This window comes from Streptomyces sp. CBMA123 (assembly GCF_014596465.1).
Classification (GTDB): domain Bacteria; phylum Actinomycetota; class Actinomycetes; order Streptomycetales; family Streptomycetaceae; genus Kitasatospora.
Window position 1 is genome coordinate 23,340 of record NZ_MECK01000257.1, and the last position, 23,232, is coordinate 46,571.

36 protein-coding genes are annotated in these 23,232 nt (G+C 67.5%); all 36 read left to right on the forward strand.

Going from position 1 to position 23,232, the window contains the following annotated elements; all coding sequences use genetic code 11:
- Positions 1-8: 8 nt before the first annotated feature.
- The 36 genes from BG452_RS25830 to rpsI all read left to right on the forward strand — a co-directional run bounded on the left by BG452_RS25830 (position 9) and on the right by rpsI (position 23,095).
- The gene (locus tag BG452_RS25830) at positions 9-1,808 is read left to right on the forward strand and encodes a hypothetical protein (protein WP_188306759.1); all 1,800 of its coding nucleotides are present in this window, start codon (positions 9-11) and stop codon (positions 1,806-1,808) included.
- A 392-nt stretch (positions 1,809-2,200) separates the two neighbouring features.
- A complete protein-coding gene (rpsJ, locus tag BG452_RS25835) occupies positions 2,201-2,509 on the forward strand; it encodes a 30S ribosomal protein S10 (RefSeq protein ID WP_012785157.1) in 309 nt (102 codons plus the stop codon).
- Positions 2,510-2,523: 14 nt separating this feature from the next.
- Positions 2,524-3,171, forward strand: coding sequence for a 50S ribosomal protein L3 (rplC, locus tag BG452_RS25840; protein ID WP_188306760.1), 648 nt, complete (start codon positions 2,524-2,526; stop codon positions 3,169-3,171).
- 4 nt (positions 3,172-3,175) lie between these two features.
- Positions 3,176-3,853, forward strand: coding sequence for a 50S ribosomal protein L4 (gene rplD / locus BG452_RS25845; protein WP_188306761.1), 678 nt, complete (start codon positions 3,176-3,178; stop codon positions 3,851-3,853).
- Entirely contained in the window at positions 3,853-4,173 is a 321-nt protein-coding gene (rplW, locus tag BG452_RS25850; RefSeq protein WP_411293020.1) for a 50S ribosomal protein L23, read from the forward strand. The genes rplD and rplW overlap by 1 nt, the downstream gene beginning before the upstream one ends.
- A gap of 43 nt (positions 4,174-4,216) precedes the next feature.
- A complete protein-coding gene (gene rplB, locus BG452_RS25855; protein WP_188306762.1) occupies positions 4,217-5,053 on the forward strand; it encodes a 50S ribosomal protein L2 in 837 nt (278 codons plus the stop codon).
- A gap of 11 nt (positions 5,054-5,064) precedes the next feature.
- A complete protein-coding gene (gene rpsS / locus BG452_RS25860; RefSeq protein WP_030055821.1) occupies positions 5,065-5,346 on the forward strand; it encodes a 30S ribosomal protein S19 in 282 nt (93 codons plus the stop codon).
- Between the two features lie 50 nt (positions 5,347-5,396).
- On the forward strand, positions 5,397-5,744 hold the full coding sequence (rplV, locus tag BG452_RS25865; RefSeq protein ID WP_033824229.1) for a 50S ribosomal protein L22: 348 nt from the start codon (positions 5,397-5,399) through the stop codon (positions 5,742-5,744).
- Positions 5,744-6,568, forward strand: coding sequence for a 30S ribosomal protein S3 (gene rpsC / locus BG452_RS25870; protein WP_188306763.1), 825 nt, complete (start codon positions 5,744-5,746; stop codon positions 6,566-6,568). Before rplV ends, rpsC begins: the two co-directional genes overlap by 1 nt.
- A gap of 5 nt (positions 6,569-6,573) precedes the next feature.
- Positions 6,574-6,993, forward strand: a complete 420-nt coding sequence (gene rplP, locus BG452_RS25875; RefSeq protein ID WP_030055824.1) for a 50S ribosomal protein L16 — start codon at positions 6,574-6,576, stop codon at positions 6,991-6,993.
- On the forward strand, positions 6,993-7,217 hold the full coding sequence (gene rpmC, locus BG452_RS25880) for a 50S ribosomal protein L29 (RefSeq protein ID WP_049649042.1): 225 nt from the start codon (positions 6,993-6,995) through the stop codon (positions 7,215-7,217). The genes rplP and rpmC overlap by 1 nt, the downstream gene beginning before the upstream one ends.
- Positions 7,217-7,489 (forward strand): 30S ribosomal protein S17, encoded by a 273-nt coding sequence (gene rpsQ, locus BG452_RS25885; RefSeq protein WP_030055826.1) that lies wholly within the window; start codon positions 7,217-7,219, stop codon positions 7,487-7,489. The genes rpmC and rpsQ overlap by 1 nt, the downstream gene beginning before the upstream one ends.
- Positions 7,490-7,591: 102 nt before the next feature.
- Positions 7,592-7,963, forward strand: a complete 372-nt coding sequence (gene rplN / locus BG452_RS25890; RefSeq protein WP_030393301.1) for a 50S ribosomal protein L14 — start codon at positions 7,592-7,594, stop codon at positions 7,961-7,963.
- 15 nt (positions 7,964-7,978) lie between these two features.
- On the forward strand, positions 7,979-8,290 hold the full coding sequence (rplX, locus tag BG452_RS25895; protein ID WP_030232484.1) for a 50S ribosomal protein L24: 312 nt from the start codon (positions 7,979-7,981) through the stop codon (positions 8,288-8,290).
- Positions 8,290-8,859 (forward strand): 50S ribosomal protein L5, encoded by a 570-nt coding sequence (rplE, locus tag BG452_RS25900; RefSeq protein WP_030393302.1) that lies wholly within the window; start codon positions 8,290-8,292, stop codon positions 8,857-8,859. Before rplX ends, rplE begins: the two co-directional genes overlap by 1 nt.
- A 4-nt stretch (positions 8,860-8,863) precedes the next feature.
- Entirely contained in the window at positions 8,864-9,049 is a 186-nt protein-coding gene (locus BG452_RS25905) for a type Z 30S ribosomal protein S14 (protein ID WP_030055830.1), read from the forward strand.
- A 289-nt stretch (positions 9,050-9,338) separates the two neighbouring features.
- Positions 9,339-9,746: a 30S ribosomal protein S8 gene (gene rpsH, locus BG452_RS25910; protein ID WP_188301635.1), complete on the forward strand. Its 408-nt coding sequence runs from the start codon at positions 9,339-9,341 to the stop codon at positions 9,744-9,746.
- A 22-nt stretch (positions 9,747-9,768) separates the two neighbouring features.
- A complete protein-coding gene (gene rplF, locus BG452_RS25915) occupies positions 9,769-10,308 on the forward strand; it encodes a 50S ribosomal protein L6 (RefSeq protein ID WP_188306764.1) in 540 nt (179 codons plus the stop codon).
- Positions 10,309-10,311: 3 nt separating this feature from the next.
- A complete protein-coding gene (gene rplR / locus BG452_RS25920) occupies positions 10,312-10,695 on the forward strand; it encodes a 50S ribosomal protein L18 (protein ID WP_030232494.1) in 384 nt (127 codons plus the stop codon).
- A 48-nt stretch (positions 10,696-10,743) separates the two neighbouring features.
- Positions 10,744-11,364: a 30S ribosomal protein S5 gene (rpsE, locus tag BG452_RS25925; RefSeq protein WP_030393306.1), complete on the forward strand. Its 621-nt coding sequence runs from the start codon at positions 10,744-10,746 to the stop codon at positions 11,362-11,364.
- On the forward strand, positions 11,364-11,546 hold the full coding sequence (gene rpmD / locus BG452_RS25930; protein WP_030055835.1) for a 50S ribosomal protein L30: 183 nt from the start codon (positions 11,364-11,366) through the stop codon (positions 11,544-11,546). Before rpsE ends, rpmD begins: the two co-directional genes overlap by 1 nt.
- A 2-nt stretch (positions 11,547-11,548) precedes the next feature.
- The gene (gene rplO / locus BG452_RS25935; RefSeq protein WP_030280790.1) at positions 11,549-12,001 is read left to right on the forward strand and encodes a 50S ribosomal protein L15; all 453 of its coding nucleotides are present in this window, start codon (positions 11,549-11,551) and stop codon (positions 11,999-12,001) included.
- A gap of 337 nt (positions 12,002-12,338) precedes the next feature.
- Entirely contained in the window at positions 12,339-13,649 is a 1,311-nt protein-coding gene (gene secY / locus BG452_RS25940) for a preprotein translocase subunit SecY (protein ID WP_188306765.1), read from the forward strand.
- Complete coding sequence (locus BG452_RS25945) at positions 13,649-14,302, forward strand: adenylate kinase (RefSeq protein WP_188306766.1); 654 nt, start codon at positions 13,649-13,651, stop codon at positions 14,300-14,302. The genes secY and BG452_RS25945 overlap by 1 nt, the downstream gene beginning before the upstream one ends.
- A gap of 118 nt (positions 14,303-14,420) precedes the next feature.
- The gene (gene map / locus BG452_RS25950; protein ID WP_188306767.1) at positions 14,421-15,260 is read left to right on the forward strand and encodes a type I methionyl aminopeptidase; all 840 of its coding nucleotides are present in this window, start codon (positions 14,421-14,423) and stop codon (positions 15,258-15,260) included.
- A 129-nt stretch (positions 15,261-15,389) separates the two neighbouring features.
- Positions 15,390-15,815, forward strand: a complete 426-nt coding sequence (gene mscL, locus BG452_RS25955; RefSeq protein ID WP_188306768.1) for a large conductance mechanosensitive channel protein MscL — start codon at positions 15,390-15,392, stop codon at positions 15,813-15,815.
- Positions 15,816-16,009: 194 nt separating this feature from the next.
- Positions 16,010-16,231 (forward strand): translation initiation factor IF-1, encoded by a 222-nt coding sequence (infA, locus tag BG452_RS25960; protein WP_003956442.1) that lies wholly within the window; start codon positions 16,010-16,012, stop codon positions 16,229-16,231.
- Between the two features lie 32 nt (positions 16,232-16,263).
- Positions 16,264-16,377: a 50S ribosomal protein L36 gene (rpmJ, locus tag BG452_RS25965; RefSeq protein ID WP_003956441.1), complete on the forward strand. Its 114-nt coding sequence runs from the start codon at positions 16,264-16,266 to the stop codon at positions 16,375-16,377.
- Positions 16,378-16,552: 175 nt separating this feature from the next.
- The gene (rpsM, locus tag BG452_RS25970) at positions 16,553-16,933 is read left to right on the forward strand and encodes a 30S ribosomal protein S13 (protein WP_188306769.1); all 381 of its coding nucleotides are present in this window, start codon (positions 16,553-16,555) and stop codon (positions 16,931-16,933) included.
- Between the two features lie 72 nt (positions 16,934-17,005).
- On the forward strand, positions 17,006-17,413 hold the full coding sequence (gene rpsK, locus BG452_RS25975; RefSeq protein WP_030232513.1) for a 30S ribosomal protein S11: 408 nt from the start codon (positions 17,006-17,008) through the stop codon (positions 17,411-17,413).
- Between the two features lie 130 nt (positions 17,414-17,543).
- Positions 17,544-18,566: a DNA-directed RNA polymerase subunit alpha gene (locus BG452_RS25980; RefSeq protein WP_030055844.1), complete on the forward strand. Its 1,023-nt coding sequence runs from the start codon at positions 17,544-17,546 to the stop codon at positions 18,564-18,566.
- A 127-nt stretch (positions 18,567-18,693) separates the two neighbouring features.
- Positions 18,694-19,173, forward strand: coding sequence for a 50S ribosomal protein L17 (rplQ, locus tag BG452_RS25985; RefSeq protein ID WP_188306770.1), 480 nt, complete (start codon positions 18,694-18,696; stop codon positions 19,171-19,173).
- Between the two features lie 79 nt (positions 19,174-19,252).
- On the forward strand, positions 19,253-20,164 hold the full coding sequence (gene truA / locus BG452_RS25990; protein ID WP_188306771.1) for a tRNA pseudouridine(38-40) synthase TruA: 912 nt from the start codon (positions 19,253-19,255) through the stop codon (positions 20,162-20,164).
- A gap of 41 nt (positions 20,165-20,205) precedes the next feature.
- On the forward strand, positions 20,206-21,864 hold the full coding sequence (locus tag BG452_RS25995) for an ABC-F family ATP-binding cassette domain-containing protein (RefSeq protein ID WP_188306772.1): 1,659 nt from the start codon (positions 20,206-20,208) through the stop codon (positions 21,862-21,864).
- 232 nt (positions 21,865-22,096) lie between these two features.
- Positions 22,097-22,540 (forward strand): 50S ribosomal protein L13, encoded by a 444-nt coding sequence (gene rplM, locus BG452_RS26000; RefSeq protein WP_030055846.1) that lies wholly within the window; start codon positions 22,097-22,099, stop codon positions 22,538-22,540.
- Positions 22,541-22,585: 45 nt separating this feature from the next.
- A complete protein-coding gene (gene rpsI / locus BG452_RS26005; protein WP_317621235.1) occupies positions 22,586-23,095 on the forward strand; it encodes a 30S ribosomal protein S9 in 510 nt (169 codons plus the stop codon).
- Positions 23,096-23,232: the final 137 nt, after the last annotated feature.

Genomic DNA, 23,232 nt, shown 5'->3' on the forward strand with positions numbered 1-23,232 from the left:
GAAGCGACATGACCGATCTGGCAACCGACCGGCTCAGCGGACCGGATGCGAGACCAGATGGCGACGGCAGCGCCCGTTCCGTCGGCCAGGCGGCCACTTACCGCTGGTTCGAGCAGCGCCGGGTCCTGGTGGCCGGAGAGATCCTGGTCAGCGTGGTGGCGGCGCTCGGCTTCACGCTGCTCTGCCGCCACATCAGCGTGAACCCGCTGAACCGGATCGGTCAGGTCAGCGGCCTGGCCAAGATCCAGCAGTACGCGGCCATGATCGGGCTGCCGATCCTCGCCGTCCTGGTGTACACCGCCTACCGCGGCGGGCTGCGCCGGCACGGCATCGTCCAGCGGCTGGTCTGTGCCGCCCTGGCCGGCCTGGCCACCGGCGTGGTGGCCGGCGGCGTCGTGGTCGCGCTGCGCGGCACCCCCTGGCCGCTCGGCGGACAGGAGGGCGACCCGAGCGTCCTGGTCGACATGGCGACGTCGATGATGCACGGCAAGGGGATCTCCGGGGTCTACCCGCCGCTGTTCCCGGCGGCGATGGCGCTCTGGTCCGAGCTTCACTACGGCGGGGTCGGCGGCGCCGGCTTCGCCCTGCACGACCTTCAGATCGTCTGCAGCGCGCTGGTGGGGCCGATGAGCTACCTGGCCTGGCGGCTGATGCTGAGGCCGTTCTGGGCGCTGGCCATCGCGGTGCCGTCGGCGCTCGTCTTCCTCGACCCGATCCGCCCGTACAGCCACGTCACGATGATCGTCCTGCTGCCGTTGCTGGCGGCCTGCCTCCGCGAGCTGCGCCGGGCGGAAGAGCTGTCGACCCGGTCGCTGTGGCTGCGCGGCCTCGGGTTCGGCGCCGTGTTCGGGATCCTGTTCCTCTGGTACTCGGGCTGGTACCTCTGGGCGGCGCCGGGCGTCTTCCTGCTGAGCCTGTTCCTCTTCCCCTGGCGCGCCGGCCGGCGGGCCACCCGCCGCGCCCTGCTGTTCCTGGCGGTCGTGCTGGCCACCGCCGGGGCGATCGGCTCGCCGCTGCTCTACAACATCGTCAGGCAGGGCGCGGACACCCCGGACCGCTACGCCTACATCGCCACCTACGTCGACCCGGCCTACGTGCTGGGCTGGATGTCCGACCGCAACGGCACGTCGACCTATCACAACTGGCCGCAGGCGGGTGAGCTGGTCGGCCAGACCGGATTCGCGGTCATGCTGATCGCCGCCGTCGGCATCGGGGTGGGCCTGGGCCTGCGCAACCTGATGGTCCGGCTCGCCGCTGCGGTGCTGGCCGGCGCCTGGTTGATGCGGTTCTGGTTCGCCTCGCACATGGCGCACTCCCAGATGATCCAGCTGTACCCGCGGACCACCTGGATCATCATGTACTGCCTGCTGATCCTCGCGGTCGTCGGGCTGATGACCAGCCTGGAGCGCGGTGTCGGCTGGCTGGGGCGGCTGTTCCGTTCCAGCGGCCGCGCTCCCTCCGCGGGGCCGGTGATCCCGCACCGGGTGGTCAAGCAGCTGACGGCCGGCCTGATCTGCGCCCTGGCGCTGTTCGCGACCATGGGGGCCTCCTGGTCGGTGGACCGCTACATGCCGCAGCCGGAGTCCACCAACAGCATGGGCCTGGACGCCTGGCGGGCCCACACGATCAAGAAGAAGGACGGCACCTGCCCGAAGTACTCGCCGGTGGCGAAGTGCGCGGACATCATCACCAAGGACTGGAAGCCGAACCCCGACACGCGCTTCATCTGGTGCGCCAACGTGACCACCGAGGACTGGCCCACGGTCTGCGGCCGGCAGGCCCCCTGGGTGACCGGGGAGAAGAAGTAACCCGCACGAGCGACGGTCGGGGCCGGTGAGGTACGCCTCACCGGCCCCGATTGGCATCCGGGCTGCTCCATGTGGCAGTATGTCCAAGTTGCTCGGTTGAGTGCCGATGCTGCGCGCCTCCCGCCGGGAGGACTGGAAGCGAGTCCCATGTACTCGTCGTTCCCGTGATGGCCGTCAAGCGTGAGTTCTACGCCACGGCAGCTGCGGGGCGAAAGTACGGGAATCTTCCGGGAAGCGTGTGCGGGGCCTCGACCCGGCTCCCCCCACCCCGAAAGTTCGAAACCGACGAAGTACTTCGCCGGTTTTTTGCAAGCGCGAAGGCGACACGCCCGAGCGCGGGGGTCGGAGGGGCAGTCGTGTGGCAAATAAGGACAAAGGACTACTGAGTAGCCATGGCGGGACAGAAGATCCGCATCCGGCTCAAGGCCTACGACCACGAGGTCATCGACTCTTCGGCGAAGAAGATCGTCGAGACGGTGATCCGTACTGGTGCGCAGGTCGCGGGCCCGGTGCCGCTGCCCACTGAGAAGAACGTGTACTGCGTCATCCGCTCGCCGCACAAGTACAAGGACTCGCGCGAGCACTTCGAGATGCGTACTCACAAGCGTCTGATCGACATCCTCGACCCCACGCCGAAGACGGTTGACTCGCTCATGCGTCTCGACCTGCCGGCGGGCGTCGACATCGAGATCAAGCTCTGAGAGGCGCACCGAAGATGGCTAAGCAGATTAAGGGCATCCTGGGCGAGAAGCTCGGCATGACCCAGGTCTGGGACGAGAACAACCGGGTTGTCCCGGTGACCGTCGTCAAGGCTGGGCCCAATGTCGTGACCCAGGTCCACACCGCCGACAGCGCGGCCGGCTACAGCGCCGTCCAGCTCGGCTTCGGCGAGATCGACCCCCGCAAGGTGAACAAGCCCCTCGCGGGCCACTTCGCCAAGGCCGGTGTCACCCCGCGCCGTCACCTGGTCGAGCTCCGTACCTCGGACGCGTCCGAGTACACCCTCGGCCAGGAGATCACCGCGGAGCTGTTCGAGGCAGGTGTCAAGGTCGACGTGACCGGCACCTCCAAGGGCAAGGGCTTCGCCGGTGTCATGAAGCGCCACAACTTCCGGGGCCTCGGCGCCGGTCACGGTGTGCAGCGCAAGCACCGCTCGCCCGGCTCGATCGGTGGCTGCGCCACCCCGGGTCGCGTGTTCAAGGGCGTGAGGATGGCCGGCCGGATGGGCCACGAGCGTGTGACCACCCAGAACCTGACCATCCATGCCGTTGACGCGGAGAAGGGGCTGCTCCTGATCAAGGGCGCAATCCCGGGCCCGAACGGCGGCCTCGTCCTCGTCCGCACCGCGGCGAAGGGGCTGTGAGGATATGAGCACCATTGACATCCTGTCGCCCTCGGGCGACAAGACCGGCAGCCTCGAGCTGCCGGCCGAGATCTTCGACGCGAAGGTCAGCGTTCCGCTGATGCACCAGGTCGTCGTGGCGCAGCTCGCTGCGGCCCGTCAGGGCACCCACAAGACCAAGACTCGTGGCGAGGTCCGCGGTGGCGGCAAGAAGCCGTACCGCCAGAAGGGCACCGGCCGCGCCCGTCAGGGCTCGACCCGTGCGCCGCAGTTCGCCGGCGGTGGCGTCGTGCACGGTCCCGTGCCGCGTGACTACTCGCAGCGGACCCCGAAGAAGATGATCGCCGCCGCCCTGCGCGGTGCGCTCACCGACCGGGCCCGCCACAACCGCATTCACGTCGTCACCGACGTGATCGCGACCGAGGCGCCGTCGACCAAGGCCGCCAAGGGTCTGTTCGGCAAGATCACCGAGCGCAAGAACATCCTCCTCGTCGTCGAGCGTGCCGACGAGCTGGGTCTGAAGAGCGCCCGCAACCTGCCGAACGTCCACATCCTGGACGCCGGTCAGCTGAACACCTACGACGTGCTCGTCTCCGACGATGTGGTCTTCACCCAGGCCGCCTTCGAGCGTTTCGTGGCCGGTCCGGCCGCGTCCGCCAAGGCCGTGGCTGCTGAGGGCGAGCTCGAAGGGAGCGCCGCCTGATGGCTGCAGAGATCACGAGCAAGACGTTCACGGACCCCCGTGACGTCCTGGTGAAGCCGGTCATCTCGGAGAAGAGCTACTCGCTCCTCGACGAGAACAAGTACACGTTCATCGTGTCGCCGGGCGCCAACAAGACCCAGATCAAGCAGGCCGTCGAGGCGGTCTTCTCGGTCAAGGTCGAGTCGGTCAACACGCTCAACCGTCAGGGCAAGCGCAAGCGCTCCAAGACGGGCTTTGGCAAGCGCAAGGACACCAAGCGCGCCATCGTGACGCTGGCCGAGGGCAACCGCATCGACATCTTCGGGGGTCCGGTCTCCTAACGGAGACTCGGATCGTCGATAAGGACGAGGACGAGAGAGCCAAATGGGCATCCGCAAGTACAAGCCGACTACGCCGGGCCGTCGCGGCTCCAGCGTGGCCGACTTCGTAGAGATCACGCGGTCCACGCCGGAGAAGTCGCTGGTTCGCCCCCTGCACAGCAAGGGCGGCCGTAACAACGCCGGTCGTATCACCGCTCGCCACCAGGGTGGCGGACACAAGCGCGCCTACCGCGTGATCGACTTCCGTCGTCACGACAAGGACGGCGTGCCGGCCAAGGTCGCTCACATCGAGTACGACCCGAACCGCACCGCGCGCATCGCGCTCCTGCACTACCTGGACGGCGAGAAGCGCTACATCATCGCGCCGCGCGGCATCGCGCAGGGTGACCGGATCGAGAACGGCGCTGGCGCCGACATCAAGCCGGGCAACAACCTGCCGCTGCGCAACATCCCGGTCGGTACCACCATCCACGCGGTGGAGCTGCGTCCCGGCGGCGGTGCCAAGCTGGCCCGCTCGGCCGGCTCCGGCATCCAGCTGCTGGCGCGTGAGGGCAAGATGGCGCACCTGCGCATGCCCTCCGGTGAGATCCGCCTGGTCGACGCGCGCTGCCGCGCGACCGTCGGCGAGGTCGGCAACGCCGAGCAGTCGAACATCAACTGGGGCAAGGCCGGCCGTATGCGCTGGAAGGGCGTCCGCCCGACCGTGCGTGGTGTCGCCATGAACCCGATCGACCACCCGCACGGTGGTGGTGAGGGTAAGACCTCTGGTGGCCGCCACCCGGTCTCGCCGTGGGGCCAGAAGGAGGGTCGTACCCGTCGCCCGAAGAAGGCGTCGGACGCTCTCATCGTGCGCCGCCGCAAGACCAACAAGAAGCGCTAGGAGCAGGTCAGATGCCGCGCAGTCTCAAGAAGGGCCCCTTCATCGACGGCCACCTTCTCAAGAAGGTGGACGCGCAGAACGAGGCGGGTACCCAGAACGTCATCAAGACCTGGTCCCGTCGCTCCGTGATCTTCCCGGCCATGCTCGGCCACACGATCGCGGTGCACGATGGCCGTAAGCACGTCCCGGTGTTCGTCACCGAGTCGATGGTCGGCCACAAGCTCGGCGAGTTCGCGCCGACGCGCACGTTCCGCGGTCACGTCAAGGACGACCGCAAGTCGAAGCGTCGCTAGTCGCCAGCGAGATTACCGACTCAATGACTTACACCAGCAAGGGGACAACCATGGAAGCCAGGGCCCAGGCGCGGTACATCCGCGTCACGCCCATGAAGGCCCGCCGCGTGGTGGACCTCATCCGTGGCCTGAACGCCACGGAGGCCCAGGCGGTCCTGCGTTTCGCTCCGCAGGCCGCCACCGTGCCGGTCGGCAAGGTGCTTGACAGCGCCATCGCCAACGCCGTGCACAACTACAACCACAACAACGTGGACGATCTCGTCATCAGCGAGGCGTACGTTGACGAGGGCCCGACCCTGAAGCGGTTCCGTCCGCGTGCCCAGGGCCGTGCCTACCGGATCCGCAAGCGGACCAGCCACATCACCGTGGTCGTCAGCAGCAAGGAAGGGACCCGGTAATGGGCCAGAAGGTTAACCCGCACGGGTTCCGCCTCGGCATCAGCACGGACTTCAAGTCCCGCTGGTACGCCGACAAGCTGTACAAGGACTACGTCAAGGAAGACGTTGCCATTCGTCGCATGATGACGAAGGGCATGGAGCGCGCCGGCATCTCCAAGGTCGAGATCGAGCGCACCCGCGACCGCGTCCGCGTCGACATCCACACCGCTCGCCCCGGCATCGTCATCGGTCGCCGTGGCACCGAGGCCGACCGCATCCGCGGCGACCTGGAGAAGCTGACCGGCAAGCAGGTCCAGCTGAACATCCTCGAGGTCAAGAACCCCGAGCTGGACGCCCAGCTCGTGGCTCAGGGCGTCGCGGAGCAGCTGTCCTCGCGCGTCTCCTTCCGTCGTGCCATGCGCAAGTCGATGCAGGGCACCATGAAGTCCGGCGCCAAGGGCATCAAGGTCCAGTGCTCCGGTCGTCTCGGCGGCGCCGAGATGAGCCGTTCGGAGTTCTACCGCGAGGGCCGTGTGCCGCTGCACACCCTGCGCGCGAACGTCGACTACGGCTTCTTCGAGGCCAAGACGACCTTCGGCCGCATCGGCGTGAAGGTCTGGATCTACAAGGGCGACGTCAAGAACATCGCCGAGGTCCGCGCTGAGAACGCCGCTGCCCGCTCGGGTAACCGCCCGGCCCGTCCCGAGGGTGGTCGTCCCGCCCGCGGTGGCGAGCGCCGTGGTGGCGAGCGCGGTGGCCGTGGCCGTCGCCCCGCCGCTGCCGAGGCCTCCGCGGCCCCGGTCGCCGAGGCTCCGGCTGCCGAGAACACCGGAACGGAGGCCTGACCCCAATGCTGATCCCCCGTCGGGTCAAGCACCGCAAGCAGCACCACCCCAAGCGCCGCGGCGCTGCCAAGGGTGGCACCGAGCTCGCCTTCGGCGAGTACGGCATCCAGGCCGTCACCCCGGCCTACGTGACGAACCGGCAGATCGAGTCCGCTCGTATCGCCGTCACCCGTCACATCAAGCGTGGCGGCAAGGTCTGGATCAACATCTACCCGGACCGTCCGCTCACCAAGAAGCCGGCCGAGACCCGCATGGGTTCCGGTAAGGGTTCGCCCGAGTGGTGGATCGCGAACGTGCACCCGGGTCGGGTCATGTTCGAGCTGTCGTACCCCAACGAGAAGGTGGCTCGTGAGGCGCTGACCCGCGCTGCTCACAAGCTCCCGATGAAGTGCCGGATCATCCGGCGCGAGGCAGGTGAGAGCTGATGTCGGCCGGCACCAAGGCTGCTGACCTCCGCGAGCTGGACAACGAGGGTCTCGTTGCCAAGCTCCGTGAGGCCAAGGAGGAGCTGTTCAACCTCCGCTTCCAGGCGGCGACCGGGCAGCTCGACAACCACGGACGGCTCAAGCTCGTCCGTAAGGACATCGCGCGGATCTACACCCTGATGCGCGAGCGCGAGCTGGGCATCGAGACGGTGGAGAGCGCCTGATGACTGAGAACACCAACGAGACGCGCGGTTTCCGCAAGACCCGTGAGGGTCTCGTCGTCAGCGACAAGATGGACAAGACCGTCGTCGTCGCCGTCGAGGACCGCGTCAAGCACGCTCTGTACGGCAAGGTCATCCGCCGTACGAACAAGCTGAAGGCGCACGACGAGGCGAACGCCTGCGGCATCGGCGACCGGGTCCTCCTCGCGGAGACCCGCCCGCTGTCCGCGACGAAGCGCTGGCGCGTCGTCGAGATCCTCGAGAAGGCCAAGTAACGAAGTTGATGCGGTACGGCCGTATGTGCACCAGGCTCCTCGCGGGCGCTGGTGTGAGCAGCGGCCGGCCCGTCAGCTCTCGTTGACGATCAGGAGAAAGCTGTGATCCAGCAGGAGTCGCGACTGCGTGTCGCCGACAACACGGGCGCGAAGGAAATCCTTTGCATCCGCGTTCTCGGTGGCTCCGGTCGCCGCTACGCCGGTATCGGGGACGTCATCGTCGCGACCGTCAAGGACGCGATCCCCGGCGGTTCGGTGAAGAAGGGTGACGTCGTCAAGTGCGTCGTCGTCCGTACCGTGAAGTCGCGTCGTCGTCCGGATGGCTCGTACATCCGCTTCGACGAGAACGCCGCGGTCGTTCTGAAGAACACCGATGGTGACCCCCGTGGCACCCGCATCTTCGGCCCGGTGGGCCGCGAGCTGCGTGACAAGAAGTTCATGAAGATCATCTCGCTTGCGCCGGAGGTGCTCTAACTCATGGCGAACAGCATGAAGATCAAGAAGGGTGACCTGGTTCAGGTCATCACCGGCAAGGACAAGGGCAAGCAGGGCAAGGTCATCCAGGCCATGCCGGCTGAGAACAAGGTCCTGGTCGAGGGTGTGAACCGGGTCAAGAAGCACACCAAGCCGGGCCCGGGCACTCAGGGTGGCATTGTCACCGTCGAGGCCCCGGTGCACGTCTCCAACGTCCAGCTGGTCGTGGAGAAGGACGGCAAGAAGGTCGTCACCCGCGTTGGCTACCGCTTCGATGACGAGGGCAACAAGATCCGCGTTGCCAAGCGAACCGGTGAGGACATCTGATGTCTGAGACGACTGTTGAGAAGGTGACCCCCCGTCTCAAGGAGCGTTACAACTCCGAGATCAAGGGTCAGCTGCAGGAGCAGTTCTCGTACGAGAACGTCATGCTGACGCCCGGCCTGGTCAAGGTCGTCGTCAACATGGGTGTCGGCGAGGCCGCCCGTGACAGCAAGCTGATCGAGGGCGCGATCCGCGACCTGACCGCGATCACCGGTCAGAAGCCGGCCGTGACCAAGGCTCGTAAGTCCATCGCGCAGTTCAAGCTGCGCGAGGGCCAGCCGATCGGCACGCACGTCACCCTCCGCGGTGACCGCATGTGGGAGTTCCTGGACCGTCTGGTGTCGCTGGCCCTGCCGCGTATCCGTGACTTCCGTGGCCTCTCCCCGAAGCAGTTCGACGGCCGTGGCAACTACACCTTCGGTCTGACCGAGCAGGTTATGTTCCACGAGATCGACCAGGACAAGGTCGACCGTCAGCGCGGTATGGACATCACCGTCGTGACCACCGCTCAGACCGACGACGAGGGCCGGGCGCTCCTGCGCGCTCTGGGCTTCCCGTTCAAGGAGGCGTGAGCCAATGGCGAAGAAGTCCCTCATCGCGAAGTCCGAGCGCAAGCCGAAGTTCGGCGTCCGGGCTTACACCCGGTGCCAGCGCTGCGGCCGTCCGCACTCGGTGTACCGCAAGTTCGGCCTGTGCCGTGTCTGCCTCCGTGAGATGGCACACCGCGGCGAGCTGCCGGGCGTGACCAAGAGCTCCTGGTAGTCCTCTTCTTCCAGAAGACGGCCAGAGCTTTAGGCACAGCCAGCGAAGCAGAGGTGCCCGATCCCACACCGGCCCGTTTTGGGCCTGCCGTACGGATTCCCGTAAGGTAGTGGGGTCGGGCCCCCTGCCACGGCTTCCCCATGGATGTCCGTGGCCCTCTTACGGGAGGGCTCGCACCCAGTCTTACGACGTCGCAGGTCCCCTGCGCTTGTGCCTCTGACGCACTCGAAAGAGTGCGGCAGGGGGACCTGGCGCGGAGAAACCGCGGCGAGAGAGGCCTGAGGCCATCATGACCATGACCGACCCCATCGCAGACATGCTCACGCGTCTGCGTAACGCGAACTCGGCGTACCACGACACCGTGGCGATGCCGGCTAGCAAGATCAAGGCGCACGTCGCCCAGATCCTGCAGCAGGAGGGGTACATCTCCTCCTACAAGGTTGAGGAGCCGACTGAGGGCGAGGTCGGCAAGAAGCTGACCATCGAGCTCAAGTTCGGCCCCAACCGTGAGCGCTCCATCGCCGGCATCAAGCGCATCAGCAAGCCGGGTCTGCGCGTTTACGCAAAGTCCACCAACCTGCCGAAGGTTCTCGGCGGCCTGGGCGTGGCGATCATCTCCACGTCCTCCGGCCTCCTGACCGACAAGCAGGCCGCCAAGAAGGGCGTAGGCGGAGAAGTCCTCGCCTACGTCTGGTAATTCGGGAAACGGAGGTACAGCAATGTCGCGCATTGGACGGCTGCCCATCCAGGTCCCCGCTGGCGTGGACGTCACCATCGATGGCCAGGCGGTCTCGGTGAAGGGCCCGAAGGGCTCCCTCACCCACGTTGTCGCCGCGCCGATCGAGATCGGTAAGGGCGAGGACGGCACGCTGCTCGTCACCCGCCCCAACGACGAGCGTCAGTCGAAGGCCCTGCACGGTCTTTCCCGCACGCTGGTGGCGAACATGATCACCGGCGTGACCGCGGGCTACCGCAAGTCGCTGGAGATCAGCGGTGTCGGCTACCGAGTTCTGGCGAAGGGCTCCGACATGGAGTTCCAGCTGGGCTACAGCCACCCGATCCTGGTCGAGGCCCCCGAGGGCATCTCCTTCGTCGTCGAGTCGGCCACCAAGTTCCACGTGGACGGCATCGACAAGCAGAAGGTCGGCGAGGTCGCTGCGAAGATCCGCAAGCTGCGCAAGCCCGACCCGTACAAGGCCAAGGGCGTCAAGTACGCGGGCGAGGTCATCCGCCGCAAGGTCGGAAAGAGTGGTAAGTAAGCGATGAGTGTCTCTGTCAAGATCGGCAAGGGCAACGCCTACAAGAGCGCCGCTCGCAAGCGCCGCGCGATCCGCGTTCGCAAGCGCGTCGTCGGCACCGAGGTGCGTCCGCGCCTCGTTGTGACGCGCTCGAACCGTCACATGGTCGCCCAGGTCATCGACGACGCCAAGGGTCACACCCTGGCGTCGGCGTCCACCCTCGACGTGTCCATCAAGGGCGCCGAGGGCGACAAGACCGAGCTGGCCAAGAAGGTCGGGAGCCTGGTCGCCGAGCGCGCCAAGGCTGCCGGCATCGAGGCGGTCGTCTTCGACCGCGCGGGCAACCGGTACGCCGGCCGCATCGCCGCCCTGGCGGACGCGGCTCGCGAGGCCGGGCTCGACTTCTAAGCCGCTCGTCGACTCTGTCGGCGGACGTAATCGAGAGAGGTAATTCCAATGGCTGGACCCCAGCGCCGCGGTAGCGGCGCCGGCGGCGGCACCGGTGGCGAGCGGCGTGACCGTAAGCGTGACGACCGGGGTAACGCCCCCGCCGTCGAGAAGACCGCTTACGTCGAGCGCGTCGTCGCGATCAACCGTGTCGCCAAGGTTGTCAAGGGTGGCCGTCGTTTCTCCTTCACCGCGCTGGTCGTGGTGGGCGATGGCGATGGCACCGTGGGTGTCGGTTACGGGAAGGCGAAGGAGGTTCCGGCCGCCATCGCCAAGGGTGTTGAGGAGGCCAAGAAGAACTTCTTCAAGGTCCCCCGTATCCAGGGCACCATCCCGCACCCGATCCAGGGTGAGAAGGCCGCCGGCGTCGTGCTCCTGAAGCCCGCCGCCCCCGGTACCGGTGTTATCGCCGGTGGTCCGGTGCGCGCCGTCCTGGAGTGCGCCGGCATTCACGACATCCTGTCGAAGTCGCTCGGCTCGGACAACGCGATCAACATCGTGCACGCCACCGTGGCTGCTCTGAAGGGCCTCGTGCGCCCCGAGGAGATCGCCGCGCGTCGTGGCCTGCCGCTGGAGGACGTGGCCCCCGCCGCTCTGCTGCGGGCGCGTGCTGCTGGGGTGAGCGCCTGATGGCTCGCCTGAAGATCACGCAGACCAAGTCGTACATCGGCAGCAAGCAGAATCACCGTGACACCCTGCGTTCGCTTGGTCTCAAGCGCATGCACGACGTCGTGGTGAAGGAGGACCGTCCCGAGATCCGCGGGATGGCCCACACGGTCCGTCACCTGGTGACGGTTGAGGAGGTGGACTGATCATGGGCGACAACCCGATCAAGATCCACAACCTGCGTCCCGCCCCGGGTGCCAAGACCGACAAGATCCGTGTGGGTCGTGGTGAGGGCTCCAAGGGTAAGACCGCCGGTCGTGGTACCAAGGGCACCAAGGCCCGCTACCAGGTTCCGCAGCGCTTCGAGGGTGGCCAGATGCCGCTCCACATGCGCCTGCCGAAGCTGAAGGGCTTCAAGAACCCGTTCAAGATCACGTTCCAGGTCGTCAACCTCGACAAGCTGGCCGAGCTCTACCCGCAGGGTGGAGAGGTCACGGTCGAGGACCTGGTCGCGAAGGGCGCGGTTCGCAAGAACTCCCTCGTCAAGGTGCTCGGCACCGGCGAGGTCTCGGTTGCGCTGCAGGTGACGGTCGACGCCGTCTCCGGCTCGGCCGCCGAGAAGATCAAGGCCGCCGGCGGTACGGTCACCGAGCTCGTCTGAGCCCGCTGAACCCGCCGACACCCGGCTTCGAGCCCCGCACCTCCTTCGGGAGGTGCGGGGCTCGTGCTTTTACCGCGGCTTTCACCTCCGGGCCGAAATCCGGCGGTACCGGCGCTCGTTCTTTTGTGTGGCAAAACCGGGCATCCCGTACCCCCGTGAGTGGGGGAGGGACGGTACGCGCTTCTTTCGAGTGGCCGCGCACTGTTAGAGTCCGTGGAGTTCCCTTGTAGGCTGCGCGTAGGCTCGCCTGTGCCGTCTGTACGGGGGCCCGTACCGCAAACTCCCCATTCAGGACCGACCCTCCCGCCGACGACGCGCGGGAGGCGCAGGAGGCACCGTGCTCAGTGCGTTCGCGCGGGCGTTCCAGACGCCCGACCTGCGCAAGAAGCTGCTGTTCACGCTGGGCATCATGGTGCTGTTCCGGCTGGGCTCGCACATTCCGATCCCGGGCGTGAGCTTCACGGCCGTGAACGAGTGCGTGAAGGAGACCAAGAACAACGGCCTCTTCGGGCTCGTCAACCTGTTCAGCGGTGGCGCGCTACTACAGCTGACGATCTTCGCCCTCGGCATCATGCCGTACATCACGGCGAGCATCATCCTCCAGCTCCTCACCGTCGTGATCCCGCGACTGGAGATGCTGAAGAAGGAAGGCCAGGCCGGCCAGGCGAAGATCACCCAGTACACCCGCTACCTGACCATCGCGCTCGCCGTGCTCCAGGGCACCGGCATCGTCGCGACGGCCTCCAGCGGCGCGCTGTTCTCGGGCTGCCTGCAGGCCAACCAGATCGTGCCGGACACCTCGGTGTTCCGGATCGCCGTCATGGTCATCACGATGACCGCCGGCACCACGGTCATCATGTGGCTGGGTGAGCTGATCACCGACCGCGGCATCGGCAACGGCATGTCGCTGCTGATCTTCACCTCGATCGCCGCGCAGTTCCCGTCCTCGATGTGGGCCATCAAGACCTCCGGCACCATCGGCGGCGGCTGGGTCGAGTTCCTCTCCGTGGTGGCCGTCGGCATCATCGTTGTGATGCTGGTCATCTTCGTCGAGCAGGCCCAGCGCCGGATCCCGGTCCAGTACGCGAAGCGCATGATCGGCCGCCGGGCGTTCGGCGGCACCTCGACCTACATCCCGCTCAAGGTGAACCAGGCCGGTGTCATCCCGGTCATCTTCGCCTCGTCGCTGCTGTACATCCCGGCCCTGGTGGTCCAGCTGACCAACAGCCAGGCCGGCTGGGCGGTGTGGATCAAGCAGAACTTCGTCAAGGGTGACCACCCGATCTACATGGCCACCTACTTCCTGCTGATCGTCTTCTTCGCCTTCTTCTACGTCGCCATCTCCTTCAACCCCGAAGAAGTTGCCGACAATATGAAGAAGTATGGTGGCTTCATCCCGGGCATCCGGGCCGGCCGGCCGACGGCCGAGTACCTGAACTACGTGCTGACCCGGATCACGTGGCCGGGTTCGCTCTACCTGGGCCTGATCGCGTTGATCCCGATGATCGCCCTGGTCGCCTTCGGACAGCAGACCAACTTCCCGTTCGGTGGCACCAGCGTGCTCATCGTCGTCGGCGTCGGACTCGAAACTGTGAAGCAGATCGAGAGCCAGCTCCAGCAGCGCAATTACGAAGGGTTCCTCCGCTGATGCGTATCGTCCTCGTTGGTCCTCCCGGGGCCGGGAAGGGTACTCAGGCGCACCTGCTCGCCAAGACCCTGTCCATCCCCCACATCTCCACCGGAGACCTGTTCCGCGCCAACATCGGTCAGGGCACCCCGCTGGGGCTCGAGGCCAAGAGCTACATGGACGCGGGTCGCCTGGTGCCGGATGAGGTCACCATCGGGATGGCCAAGGACCGCATGCTCAAGGCCGACGCGGCCAACGGCTTCCTGCTCGACGGCTTCCCCCGCAACCTGGGTCAGGCCAAGGCGCTCGACGAGTTCCTGGTCGAGCAGGGCATCAAGCTGGACGGCGTGCTGGACCTGGAGGTCCCCGAGGAGGAGGTCGTGCGCCGGATCGCCGGCCGCCGCCTGTGCCGCAACGACGGGGGCCACGTGTTCCACGTGGACTACAACCCGCCGAAGGTCGAGGGCGTCTGCGACGAGTGCGGCGGCGAGCTGTACCAGCGCTCGGACGACACCGAGGAGAAGGTGCGCACGCGCCTGGAGGTCTACCACACGGAGACCGAGCCGATCATCGACTACTACGTCCAGCAGGGCCTGGTGGCGACCATCTCGGCCCTCGGCAAGGTGGACGAGGTCACCCAGCGCGCGATCGAGGCGCTGAAGCAGAACGGCTGAGTTCGCTCGGCGAGGTACGCGTGGAACGGCCGGGTCGCCCGTGGAGCGGGCGGCCCGGCCGTTTTCGACGTCGTACGGTGGTAGGCAGTGGTAATCCGGACTTGGAAGGCGTGACCTGATGGTGGAGATCAAGACCCCCGAGCAGATCGCGAAGATGCGGGCGGCCGGGCTGGTCGTCGCCGAGGCGCTCAAGGCCTGCCGCGAGGCGGTCGCTCCCGGGGTGACCACCCAGGAGCTCAACGACATCGCCGACAAGGTCATCACCGACCACGGCGCCACCTCGAACTTCCGCGCCCACCACGGTGGGCTGTGGTTCCCGGGCGTGATCTGCGCCTCGGTGAACAACGAGGTCGTGCACGGCATCCCCGGCGAGCGGGTGCTGCAGGAGGGCGACATCATCTCGATCGACTGCGGCGCCATCCTGGACGGCTGGCACGGCGACTCGGCGATCACCGTCGCGGTCGGCGAGGTCCGTCCCGAGGTGGAGATGCTCAGCCGGGTGACCGAGGGCTCGATGTGGGCCGGCATCGCCCAGATGAAGAAGAGCAACCGCCTGGTGGACGTCTCCAAGGCGATCGAGGGCTTCATCCGCCGCCAGCCGCTGCCGCCCAAGGGCAAGTGGGGCATCACCGAGGGCTACGGCGGCCACGGCATCGGCACCGCGATGCACATGGAGCCGCACGTGCTGAACTACGTCGAGCGCGGCCGCGGCAAGGGCCCGAAGCTCGTCCCCGGCACCGTGCTGGCGATCGAGCCGATGGTCTCGCTGGGCACCCCGCACACCGCGGTGCTGGACGACGAGTGGACGGTCGTCACCAACGACGGCACCTGGGCCTCGCACTGGGAGCACTCGGTGGCCGTCACCGAGCAGGGCCCGCTGGTGCTGACCGCCTTCGACGGCGGCAAGGCCGAGCTGGCCAAGCTGGGCGTCACCGCCGCTCCGGACCCGCTGGCGTAGTCGCCGCGGTGGCCGACCGTCGCCGCTGACAAGGGATCAGAGCCCTGGAGGTTTGGACCTCCAGGGCTTTTGTCCTATTTTTAACGGCTGGCAGTGGCAGTTGGCTTACGAGTGAGCAGGAGAGCACACGTGCTCAAGGGATTCCGCGACTTCATGATGCGCGGCAACGTCGTCGACATGGCGGTCGGTGTGGTCATCGGAGCCGCGTTCACCGCGGTGGTGACCGGCTTCGTCACCGCGTTCCTCACCCCGCTGGTCGGCGTGGTGATCGGCGCGGCCGGCGACTTCAGTTCGTACACCGCGACGATCGCCCACGTGACCTTCCCGTACGGGCAGTTCCTCAACGTGCTGATCGCCTTCGTCATGACGGCCGCGGTGCTGTACTTCTGCGTCGTGCTGCCGGTCACCAAGGCGACCGCGCGGTACCTGCCGCAGAAGCCGAAGACCCTCACGCGCCCCTGCCCCGAGTGCCTGACCGAGATCCCGCAGGCCGCCCGCCGCTGCTCGGCCTGCACCGCCCACGTCGACCCGCTGACCGTCCCCGCCGGGGTCTGACGCGGCCGGTGTGACGGTGGACTCCTTCCGGTACCCCCGTTTTGGCCCGCGGGACGCGCTGGCGTAGGATGGACCGTCGGCTCACTCGTAGCGTGCTTCAGCGCGCCCTCTTCCCTCCGGGGGAGGGGTGAACCCAGGTTCGCACGAGCGTTCCGCATACGGTAGCCGGTCCCGGAAGGTGGATCTCGCAGTTCATGGCTAAGAAGCAAGGCGCCATTGAGATCGAGGGCACCGTGATCGAGTCTCTTCCGAACGCGATGTTCAAGGTCGAGCTGCAGAACGGTCACAAGGTCCTCGCGCACATCAGTGGCAAGATGCGCATGCACTACATCCGCATCCTGCCGGACGACCGGGTCGTCGTGGAGCTCAGCCCCTACGACCTCACGCGCGGCCGGATCGTCTACCGCTACAAGTAAGAACGTCAGATCTAGACCCGGAGAACCTGAACATGAAGGTCAAGCCGAGCGTCAAGAAGATCTGCGACAAGTGCAAGGTGATCCGCCGTCACGGCCGGGTCATGGTGATCTGCGACAACCTGCGCCACAAGCAGCGCCAGGGCTGATCTCCCTCCCGCATTTCTCGTAGTACTTCGCGCGACGCGAAAAACGTCATACGCGGGCTACCCGATCCGTCCAGGCGGACGGAATGCCTCCCCCGGTCAGAGGCCGGGGCTCCCTCACCGTGAGGTGTCGGAGTAGGTAGCACGCAAGACCTCTGAAGAACCACAGGAGCCATGAATGGCACGCCTCGCCGGCGTTGATCTCCCCCGTGAGAAGCGGATCGAGATCGCCCTTACGTACGTGTACGGCATCGGCCGTACCCGCGCCCAGCAGACCCTCGCCGAGACCGGTGTCAACCCGGATGTCCGCGTTCGCGACATCAGCGAGGACGACCTGGTCAAGCTGAGCCAGTACATCGACGCCAACTACACGGTCGAGGGTGACCTCCGCCGTGAGGTGGCCGCCGACATCCGCCGCAAGGTCGAGATCGGCTGCTACGAGGGTCTGCGTCACCGCCGTGGCCTGCCGGTCCGCGGCCAGCGCACCCACACCAACGCGCGTACCCGCAAGGGCCCGCGTCGCGCGATCGCCGGCAAGAAGAAGCCGGGCAAGAAGTAGTCCGTCCCGTAACCGGACATCCCTCCGGCCCGCGGGTCAGCGGACCGACCACCTCAGTAGGAGAACAGACTTATGCCCCCCAAGGGTCGTCAGGCTGCCGGCGCGAAGAAGATCCGCCGCAAGGAAAAGAAGAACGTCGCTCACGGCCACGCGCACATCAAGAGCACGTTCAACAACACCATCGTTTCGATCACCGACCCCGCGGGCAACGTGATCTCCTGGGCCTCCGCCGGCCACGTCGGCTTCAAGGGCTCGCGCAAGTCCACCCCGTTCGCCGCGCAGATGGCCGCCGAGGCCGCTGCCCGTCGCGCGCAGGAGCACGGCATGCGCAAGGTTGACGTCTTCGTGAAGGGTCCGGGCTCCGGCCGCGAGACCGCGATCCGTTCGCTCCAGGCCACCGGCCTGGAGGTCGGCTCGATCCAGGACGTCACCCCCACCCCGCACAACGGCTGCCGTCCGCCGAAGCGCCGCCGCGTCTGACGCAGCGCCTTCGGGCACGCTGGTCCTGCTTTAAACCACGTACGGGGTCTCGTTTTCTGCGGGACCCCGTACGCTTGGTCCTGTCGGCATCAAATAGTGGGTGCCGAAGACAACTGGAGGAACATCCCCCATGCTTATCGCTCAGCGCCCCTCGCTGACCGAAGAGGTCGTCGACGAGTTCCGCTCGCGGTTCGTGATCGAGCCGCTCGAGCCGGGCTTCGGCTACACCCTCGGCAACTCCCTGCGCCGCACGCTCCTGTCGTCGATCCCGGGTGCCGCTGTCACCAGCATCCGCATCGACGGCGTCCTGCACGAGTTCACCACCGTGCCGGGCGTCAAGGAGGATGTGACCGACCTCATCCTCAACATCAAGCAGCTGGTCGTCTCCTCGGAGCACGACGAGCCGGTCGTGATGTACCTGCGCAAGCAGGGCCCGGGCGTCGTGACCGCCGCCGACATCGCCCCGCCGGCGGGTGTCGAGGTGCACAACCCCGAGCTGGTCCTCGCCACCCTGAACGGCAAGGGCAAGCTGGAGATGGAGCTGACCGTCGAGCGCGGTCGCGGCTACGTCTCCGCCGTCCAGAACAAGGCCTCCGGCCAGGAGATCGGCCGCATCCCGGTCGACTCGATCTACAGCCCCGTGCTGAAGGTCACCTACAAGGTCGAGGCCACCCGTGTCGAGCAGCGGACCGACTTCGACAAGCTGATCGTCGACGTCGAGACCAAGCCCGCCATGCGTCCGCGCGACGCCATGGCCTCGGCCGGCAAGACCCTGGTGGAGCTGTTCGGCCTCGCCCGCGAGCTGAACATCGACGCCGAGGGCATCGACATGGGCCCGTCCCCGACGGACGCCGCCCTGGCCGCCGACCTGGCGCTGCCGATCGAGGAGCTGGAACTCACCGTCCGCTCCTACAACTGCCTCAAGCGCGAGGGCATCCACACCGTGGGTGAGCTCGTCGCCCGCTCCGAGGCCGACCTGCTCGACATCCGCAACTTTGGTGCGAAGTCGATCGACGAGGTCAAGGCGAAGCTGGCCGGCATGGGCCTGGCCCTCAAGGACAGCCCGCCCGGGTTCGACCCGACCGCCGCCGCCGACGCCTTCGGCGCCGACGACCTGGACGACGCGGGTTACGCGGAGACCGAGCAGTACTAAGAGATTTGGCCGCGGGGGCGGTTCCACGGAGCCGCCCCCGTCGTCATGGAAAGCCGTACGGGCAACAGTGCCGGTACGCCCGCTGCGGTACCTGATACGGCCGTAGTCGGAGATTCAAGGAGTCACCATGCCGCGTCCCACCAAGGGTGCCCGCCTCGGCGGCGGCCCGCACCACGAGCCGCTGCTGCTCGCCGGTCTGTGCCGGGAGCTGTTCCAGTACGGCCGCATCACCACGACCGAGGCCAAGGCCCGTCGGATGCGCCCGCTGGCGGAGAAGCTGATCACCAAGGCGAAGAAGGGCGACATCCACAACCGTCGCCTGGTGCGCAAGACCATCACCGACGTCTCGGTGCTGCACACCCTCTTCACCGAGATCGCGCCGCGCTACGAGAACCGCCCGGGTGGTTACACCCGTATCACCAAGATCGGTCCCCGTCGTGGCGACAACGCCCCGATGGCCGTGATCGAGCTGGTCGAGGCGCTGACCGTCGCGCAGACCGCCGTCGGCGAGGCCGAGGCCGCCGCCAAGCGTGCCGTCAAGGAGGCCGATGAGGCCGCCGCCGTCGAGACCAAGGCCGACGAGGCCGAGGCCGCCGAGCAGGCCTGACACCTCCAGGTGTGATGCGGGCCCGCTCTCCCAGCGATGGGGGAGCGGGCCCGTTCCTTATTCGTAGGAGCGGGAGCAAGTGGTCAACGATTGCGCCGAGCAGCCGCCGGTGAAGGACGGCCCGGCCGACGGGTACGTCCGGGTCCGGCTCGACCTCGCCTACCAGGGCGCCGAGTTCTCCGGCTGGGCCCGGCAGAAGGGCGGCCGCCGGACGGTCCAGGAGGAGATCGAGAGCGCGCTGCAGGTCGTCACCCGCAGCCAGGAGCTCTTCCCGCTGACCGTGGCCGGCCGCACCGACGCCGGTGTCCACGCCCGCGGCCAGGTCGCCCATGTCGACCTGCCGGCCGAGCTGTGGGAGGCGCACCGGGAGAAGCTGCTCCGCCGGCTGGCCGGACGGCTGCCCGGGGACGTCCGGATCTACCGGGTCGGCGAGGCGCCGGCCGGGTTCGACGCCCGCTTCTCGGCGATCTGGCGCCGGTACGCGTACCGGGTCGCGGACCACCCCGGCGGGGTCGACCCGCTGCTGCGCGGGCACGTGCTCTGGCACGACCGGCCGCTCGACGTGGACCGGATGAACGAGGCCGCGAAGCTGCTGCTCGGCGAGCACGACTTCGCCGCGTACTGCAAGAAGCGCGAGGGCGCCACCACCATCCGCACCCTGCTGGAGCTGCACTGGGAGCGGGTCCCGGTGGACGCCTACGCGAGCCAGGAGGGCACCCTGGCGGTGGCCACCGTCCGGGCCGACGCCTTCTGCCACAACATGGTCCGGGCGCTGGTCGGCGCGATGCTGCTGGTCGGCGACGGGCACCGGCCGGTGGAGTTCCCCGGCGAGGTGCTGGCCGGCGGGGTCCGCAACTCGGCCGTCAACGTGATCCGACCGTACGGGCTCACCCTGGAAGAGGTCGGCTACCCGCCGGACGACCAGCTGGCCGAGCGGAACCGGCAGGCCAGGCGGATGCGCACGCTCCCCGGACAGCCCGCCGCCCTGTAATCCGTTTTGGCCCGGGGCGTCCGCTTGGGACAATCCCTTCCATGGGACACGTCGAGATTTCGCACCTGGAGTACTACCTGCCGGACGGGCGGGTGCTGTTCGACGACGCGTCCTTCCGGGTCGGCGAGGGCGCCGCGGTCGCCCTGGTCGGCGCCAACGGGGCCGGCAAGACCACCCTGCTGCGCATGATCGCGGGGGACATCCAGCCGCACGGCGGCACGGTGACGATCAGCGGCGGGCTCGGCGTGATGCGCCAGTTCGTCGGCACCACCGGCCGCGAGGACCAGAGCGCCACCCCGGGCGCCCTGCCCGCCGACGCCTCGGTGCGCGACCTGCTGGTCTCGGTCGCCCCGGAGCGGATCGCCAAGGCCGCCCGGACGGTGGACGCCGCCGAGCTGGCGATGATCGCCCAGGACGACGAGAAGACGCAGATGGCCTACGCCCAGGCGCTCTCCGACTGGGCGGACGTCGGCGGCTACGACTACGAGACCGACTGGGACGTCTGCACCATGGCGGCCCTCGGGATGCCCTTCGACAAGGCCCAGTGGCGCGGCCTGAACACCCTCTCCGGCGGCGAGCAGAAGCGCCTCGTCCTGGAGACGCTGCTGCGCGGCCCCGAAGAGGTGCTGCTGCTCGACGAGCCGGACAACTACCTGGACGTTCCGGGCAAGCGCTGGCTGGAGGAGGCCATCAAGGCGACCTCCAAGACCGTGTTGTACATCTCACACGACCGCGAGCTGCTCTCCCGCACCGCCGAGAAGATCATCAGTGTGGAGTCCGGTGCCGCCGGCAGCAGCGTCTGGGTGCACGGTGGCGGCTTCGACTCCTTCCACGAGGCCCGCAAGGACCGGTTCGCGCGCTTCGAGGAGCTGGGGCGGCGCTGGGACGAGGAGCACGCCAAGCTCAAGAAGCTCGTGGTGACCCTGCGCCAGGCCGCCTCGGTCAGCCACGCCCTCGCCACCCGCTACGCGGCCGCGCAGACCCGGCTGAAGAAGTTCGAGGAGGCCGGCCGGCCGGAGGAGCCCCCGCGCGAGCAGAACATCACCATGCGGCTCAAGGGCGGGCGCACCGGTGTGCGCGCCTTCACCATGGAGCGGCTGGAGCTCACCGGGCTGATGCAGCCCTTCGACCTGGAGGTCTTCTACGGCGAGCGGATCGGGGTGCTGGGCGCCAACGGCGCCGGCAAGTCGCACCTGCTGCGGCTGCTCGCGGGCGACGACAGCGTGGCCCACACCGGCGACTGGAAGCTCGGCGCCCGGGTCGTCCCCGGTCACTTCCGGCAGACCCACGCCCACCCGGAGCTGTTCGGGCGCACCGTCCGCTCGATCATCGAGGAGGAGCACGCGCTCAGCCGCGGCGCCGCGATGGGCGCGTTGCGCCGGTACGAGCTGGACCGGCAGGAGGAGCAGAAGTTCGAGTCGCTGTCCGGCGGACAGCAGGCCCGGCTGATGATCCTCAAGCTCGAACTCGACGGTGTGACGGCCCTGTTGCTCGACGAGCCGACCGACAACCTGGACCTGGAGAGCGCCGAGGCGCTGCAGGCCGGGCTGGAGGCCTTCGAGGGCACCGTCCTGTGTGTCACCCACGACCGCTGGTTCGCGAAGACCTTCGACCGCTTCCTGGTGTTCGGGGCGGACGGGCGGGTCTTCGAATCGGCCGAGCCGGTCTGGGACGTCACCCGGGTCGAGCGCGAACGCTGAGTGACCGCGGGGTGGGCGGCCGGCGATTTTGACCGCTTCCCGCCCGCCCGGTAACCTGGACGCTTGATGTGCGTATTGGCTCGCTCTATCTCACGTGAGAGGTCGGTACGCCGGAGACATCAGGTCGACGACCAGCGGTCCCCCCTTGAATTGCGTCCAAGGTTGGCCAGGCTGCTCATCCGTCCGGGTGCTCCTGTCAGGACTCACTCACTGAAAAGCGAAGGCTACGACCGTGCGTACGTACAGCCCCAAGCCCGGCGACGTCCAGCGTCAGTGGCACGTCATCGACGCGACCGACGTCGTGCTCGGCCGCCTGGCCTCCCAGGCCGCCAACCTCCTCCGGGGCAAGCACAAGGCGATCTACGCGCCGCACGTTGACACTGGTGACTTCGTCATCATCATCAACGCCGACAAGGTGCACCTGTCCGGTAACAAGAAGACCCAGAAGCTGGCCTACCGCCACTCGGGCTTCCCGGGCGGTCTGCGCTCGGTGCGCTACGACGACCTGCTGGCGAACAACCCGGAGAAGGCCGTCGAGAAGGCCATCAAGGGCATGATCCCCAAGAACAGCCTGGGCCGCCAGATGCTCTCGAAGCTGAAGGTCTACTCGGGCGACCAGCACCCCCACGCTGCCCAGCAGCCGGTGCCGTTCGAGATCACCCAGGTCGCGCAGTAATTCGGCCACCAAGCCCCCCAACACTGAAAAGAGCTGAGGAACATCGTGGCCGAGACCACTGAAACCCTTGAGGTCGACTTCGACGAGGCCGCTGAGGCCGTCGAGGGCGAGTACACCTCCGAGGAGAGCTACACCTCCGAGTCCCTGGCCGGCCGCTTCGGCGAGGCCACCCCGGGCGCCGGCCTCGGCCGTCGCAAGGAGGCGATCGCCCGCGTGCGCATCGTCCCCGGCACCGGCCAGTGGAAGATCAACGGTCGCACCCTCGAGGGTTACTTCCCGAACAAGGTGCACCAGCAGACCGTGAACGAGCCCTTCAAGCTCCTCGAGCTGGACGGCCGTTACGACGTCGTCGCCCGCATCAGCGGTGGCGGCGTCTCCGGCCAGGCCTACGCGCTGCGCCTCGGCGTGGCCCGTGCCCTGAACGAGGCCGACGTGGACAACAACCGCGGCGCCCTCAAGAAGGCCGGCTTCCTGACTCGTGACGCCCGCGCCGTCGAGCGCAAGAAGGCCGGTCTGAAGAAGGCCCGCAAGGCGCCGCAGTACAGCAAGCGCTAATCGCGTCCCCGGGGGTGCGGTCCGCCCTGGCGGCGCACCCCCTGGTTGCGCAAACCGTCGCCCCGGAGTACCTCGTGTACTCCGGGGCGACGTGTTCCCCGGCTAACGTGCGGCGGCCGGGATCATCGGTGGGTTCC

Coding starts and splice junctions, on each gene's coding strand:
- BG452_RS25830 (WP_188306759.1), top strand. CDS start 9: ATGACCGATCTGGCAACCGACCGGCTCAGCGGACCGGATGCGAGACCA.
- rpsJ (WP_012785157.1), top strand. CDS start 2,201: ATGGCGGGACAGAAGATCCGCATCCGGCTCAAGGCCTACGACCACGAG.
- rplC (WP_188306760.1), top strand. CDS start 2,524: ATGGCTAAGCAGATTAAGGGCATCCTGGGCGAGAAGCTCGGCATGACC.
- rplD (WP_188306761.1), top strand. CDS start 3,176: ATGAGCACCATTGACATCCTGTCGCCCTCGGGCGACAAGACCGGCAGC.
- rplW (WP_411293020.1), top strand. CDS start 3,853: ATGGCTGCAGAGATCACGAGCAAGACGTTCACGGACCCCCGTGACGTC.
- rplB (WP_188306762.1), top strand. CDS start 4,217: ATGGGCATCCGCAAGTACAAGCCGACTACGCCGGGCCGTCGCGGCTCC.
- rpsS (WP_030055821.1), top strand. CDS start 5,065: ATGCCGCGCAGTCTCAAGAAGGGCCCCTTCATCGACGGCCACCTTCTC.
- rplV (WP_033824229.1), top strand. CDS start 5,397: ATGGAAGCCAGGGCCCAGGCGCGGTACATCCGCGTCACGCCCATGAAG.
- rpsC (WP_188306763.1), top strand. CDS start 5,744: ATGGGCCAGAAGGTTAACCCGCACGGGTTCCGCCTCGGCATCAGCACG.
- rplP (WP_030055824.1), top strand. CDS start 6,574: ATGCTGATCCCCCGTCGGGTCAAGCACCGCAAGCAGCACCACCCCAAG.
- rpmC (WP_049649042.1), top strand. CDS start 6,993: ATGTCGGCCGGCACCAAGGCTGCTGACCTCCGCGAGCTGGACAACGAG.
- rpsQ (WP_030055826.1), top strand. CDS start 7,217: ATGACTGAGAACACCAACGAGACGCGCGGTTTCCGCAAGACCCGTGAG.
- rplX (WP_030232484.1), top strand. CDS start 7,979: ATGAAGATCAAGAAGGGTGACCTGGTTCAGGTCATCACCGGCAAGGAC.
- rplE (WP_030393302.1), top strand. CDS start 8,290: ATGTCTGAGACGACTGTTGAGAAGGTGACCCCCCGTCTCAAGGAGCGT.
- BG452_RS25905 (WP_030055830.1), top strand. CDS start 8,864: ATGGCGAAGAAGTCCCTCATCGCGAAGTCCGAGCGCAAGCCGAAGTTC.
- rpsH (WP_188301635.1), top strand. CDS start 9,339: ATGACCATGACCGACCCCATCGCAGACATGCTCACGCGTCTGCGTAAC.
- rplF (WP_188306764.1), top strand. CDS start 9,769: ATGTCGCGCATTGGACGGCTGCCCATCCAGGTCCCCGCTGGCGTGGAC.
- rplR (WP_030232494.1), top strand. CDS start 10,312: ATGAGTGTCTCTGTCAAGATCGGCAAGGGCAACGCCTACAAGAGCGCC.
- rpsE (WP_030393306.1), top strand. CDS start 10,744: ATGGCTGGACCCCAGCGCCGCGGTAGCGGCGCCGGCGGCGGCACCGGT.
- rpmD (WP_030055835.1), top strand. CDS start 11,364: ATGGCTCGCCTGAAGATCACGCAGACCAAGTCGTACATCGGCAGCAAG.
- rplO (WP_030280790.1), top strand. CDS start 11,549: ATGGGCGACAACCCGATCAAGATCCACAACCTGCGTCCCGCCCCGGGT.
- BG452_RS25945 (WP_188306766.1), top strand. CDS start 13,649: ATGCGTATCGTCCTCGTTGGTCCTCCCGGGGCCGGGAAGGGTACTCAG.
- map (WP_188306767.1), top strand. CDS start 14,421: ATGGTGGAGATCAAGACCCCCGAGCAGATCGCGAAGATGCGGGCGGCC.
- infA (WP_003956442.1), top strand. CDS start 16,010: ATGGCTAAGAAGCAAGGCGCCATTGAGATCGAGGGCACCGTGATCGAG.
- rpmJ (WP_003956441.1), top strand. CDS start 16,264: ATGAAGGTCAAGCCGAGCGTCAAGAAGATCTGCGACAAGTGCAAGGTG.
- rpsM (WP_188306769.1), top strand. CDS start 16,553: ATGGCACGCCTCGCCGGCGTTGATCTCCCCCGTGAGAAGCGGATCGAG.
- rpsK (WP_030232513.1), top strand. CDS start 17,006: ATGCCCCCCAAGGGTCGTCAGGCTGCCGGCGCGAAGAAGATCCGCCGC.
- BG452_RS25980 (WP_030055844.1), top strand. CDS start 17,544: ATGCTTATCGCTCAGCGCCCCTCGCTGACCGAAGAGGTCGTCGACGAG.
- rplQ (WP_188306770.1), top strand. CDS start 18,694: ATGCCGCGTCCCACCAAGGGTGCCCGCCTCGGCGGCGGCCCGCACCAC.
- BG452_RS25995 (WP_188306772.1), top strand. CDS start 20,206: ATGGGACACGTCGAGATTTCGCACCTGGAGTACTACCTGCCGGACGGG.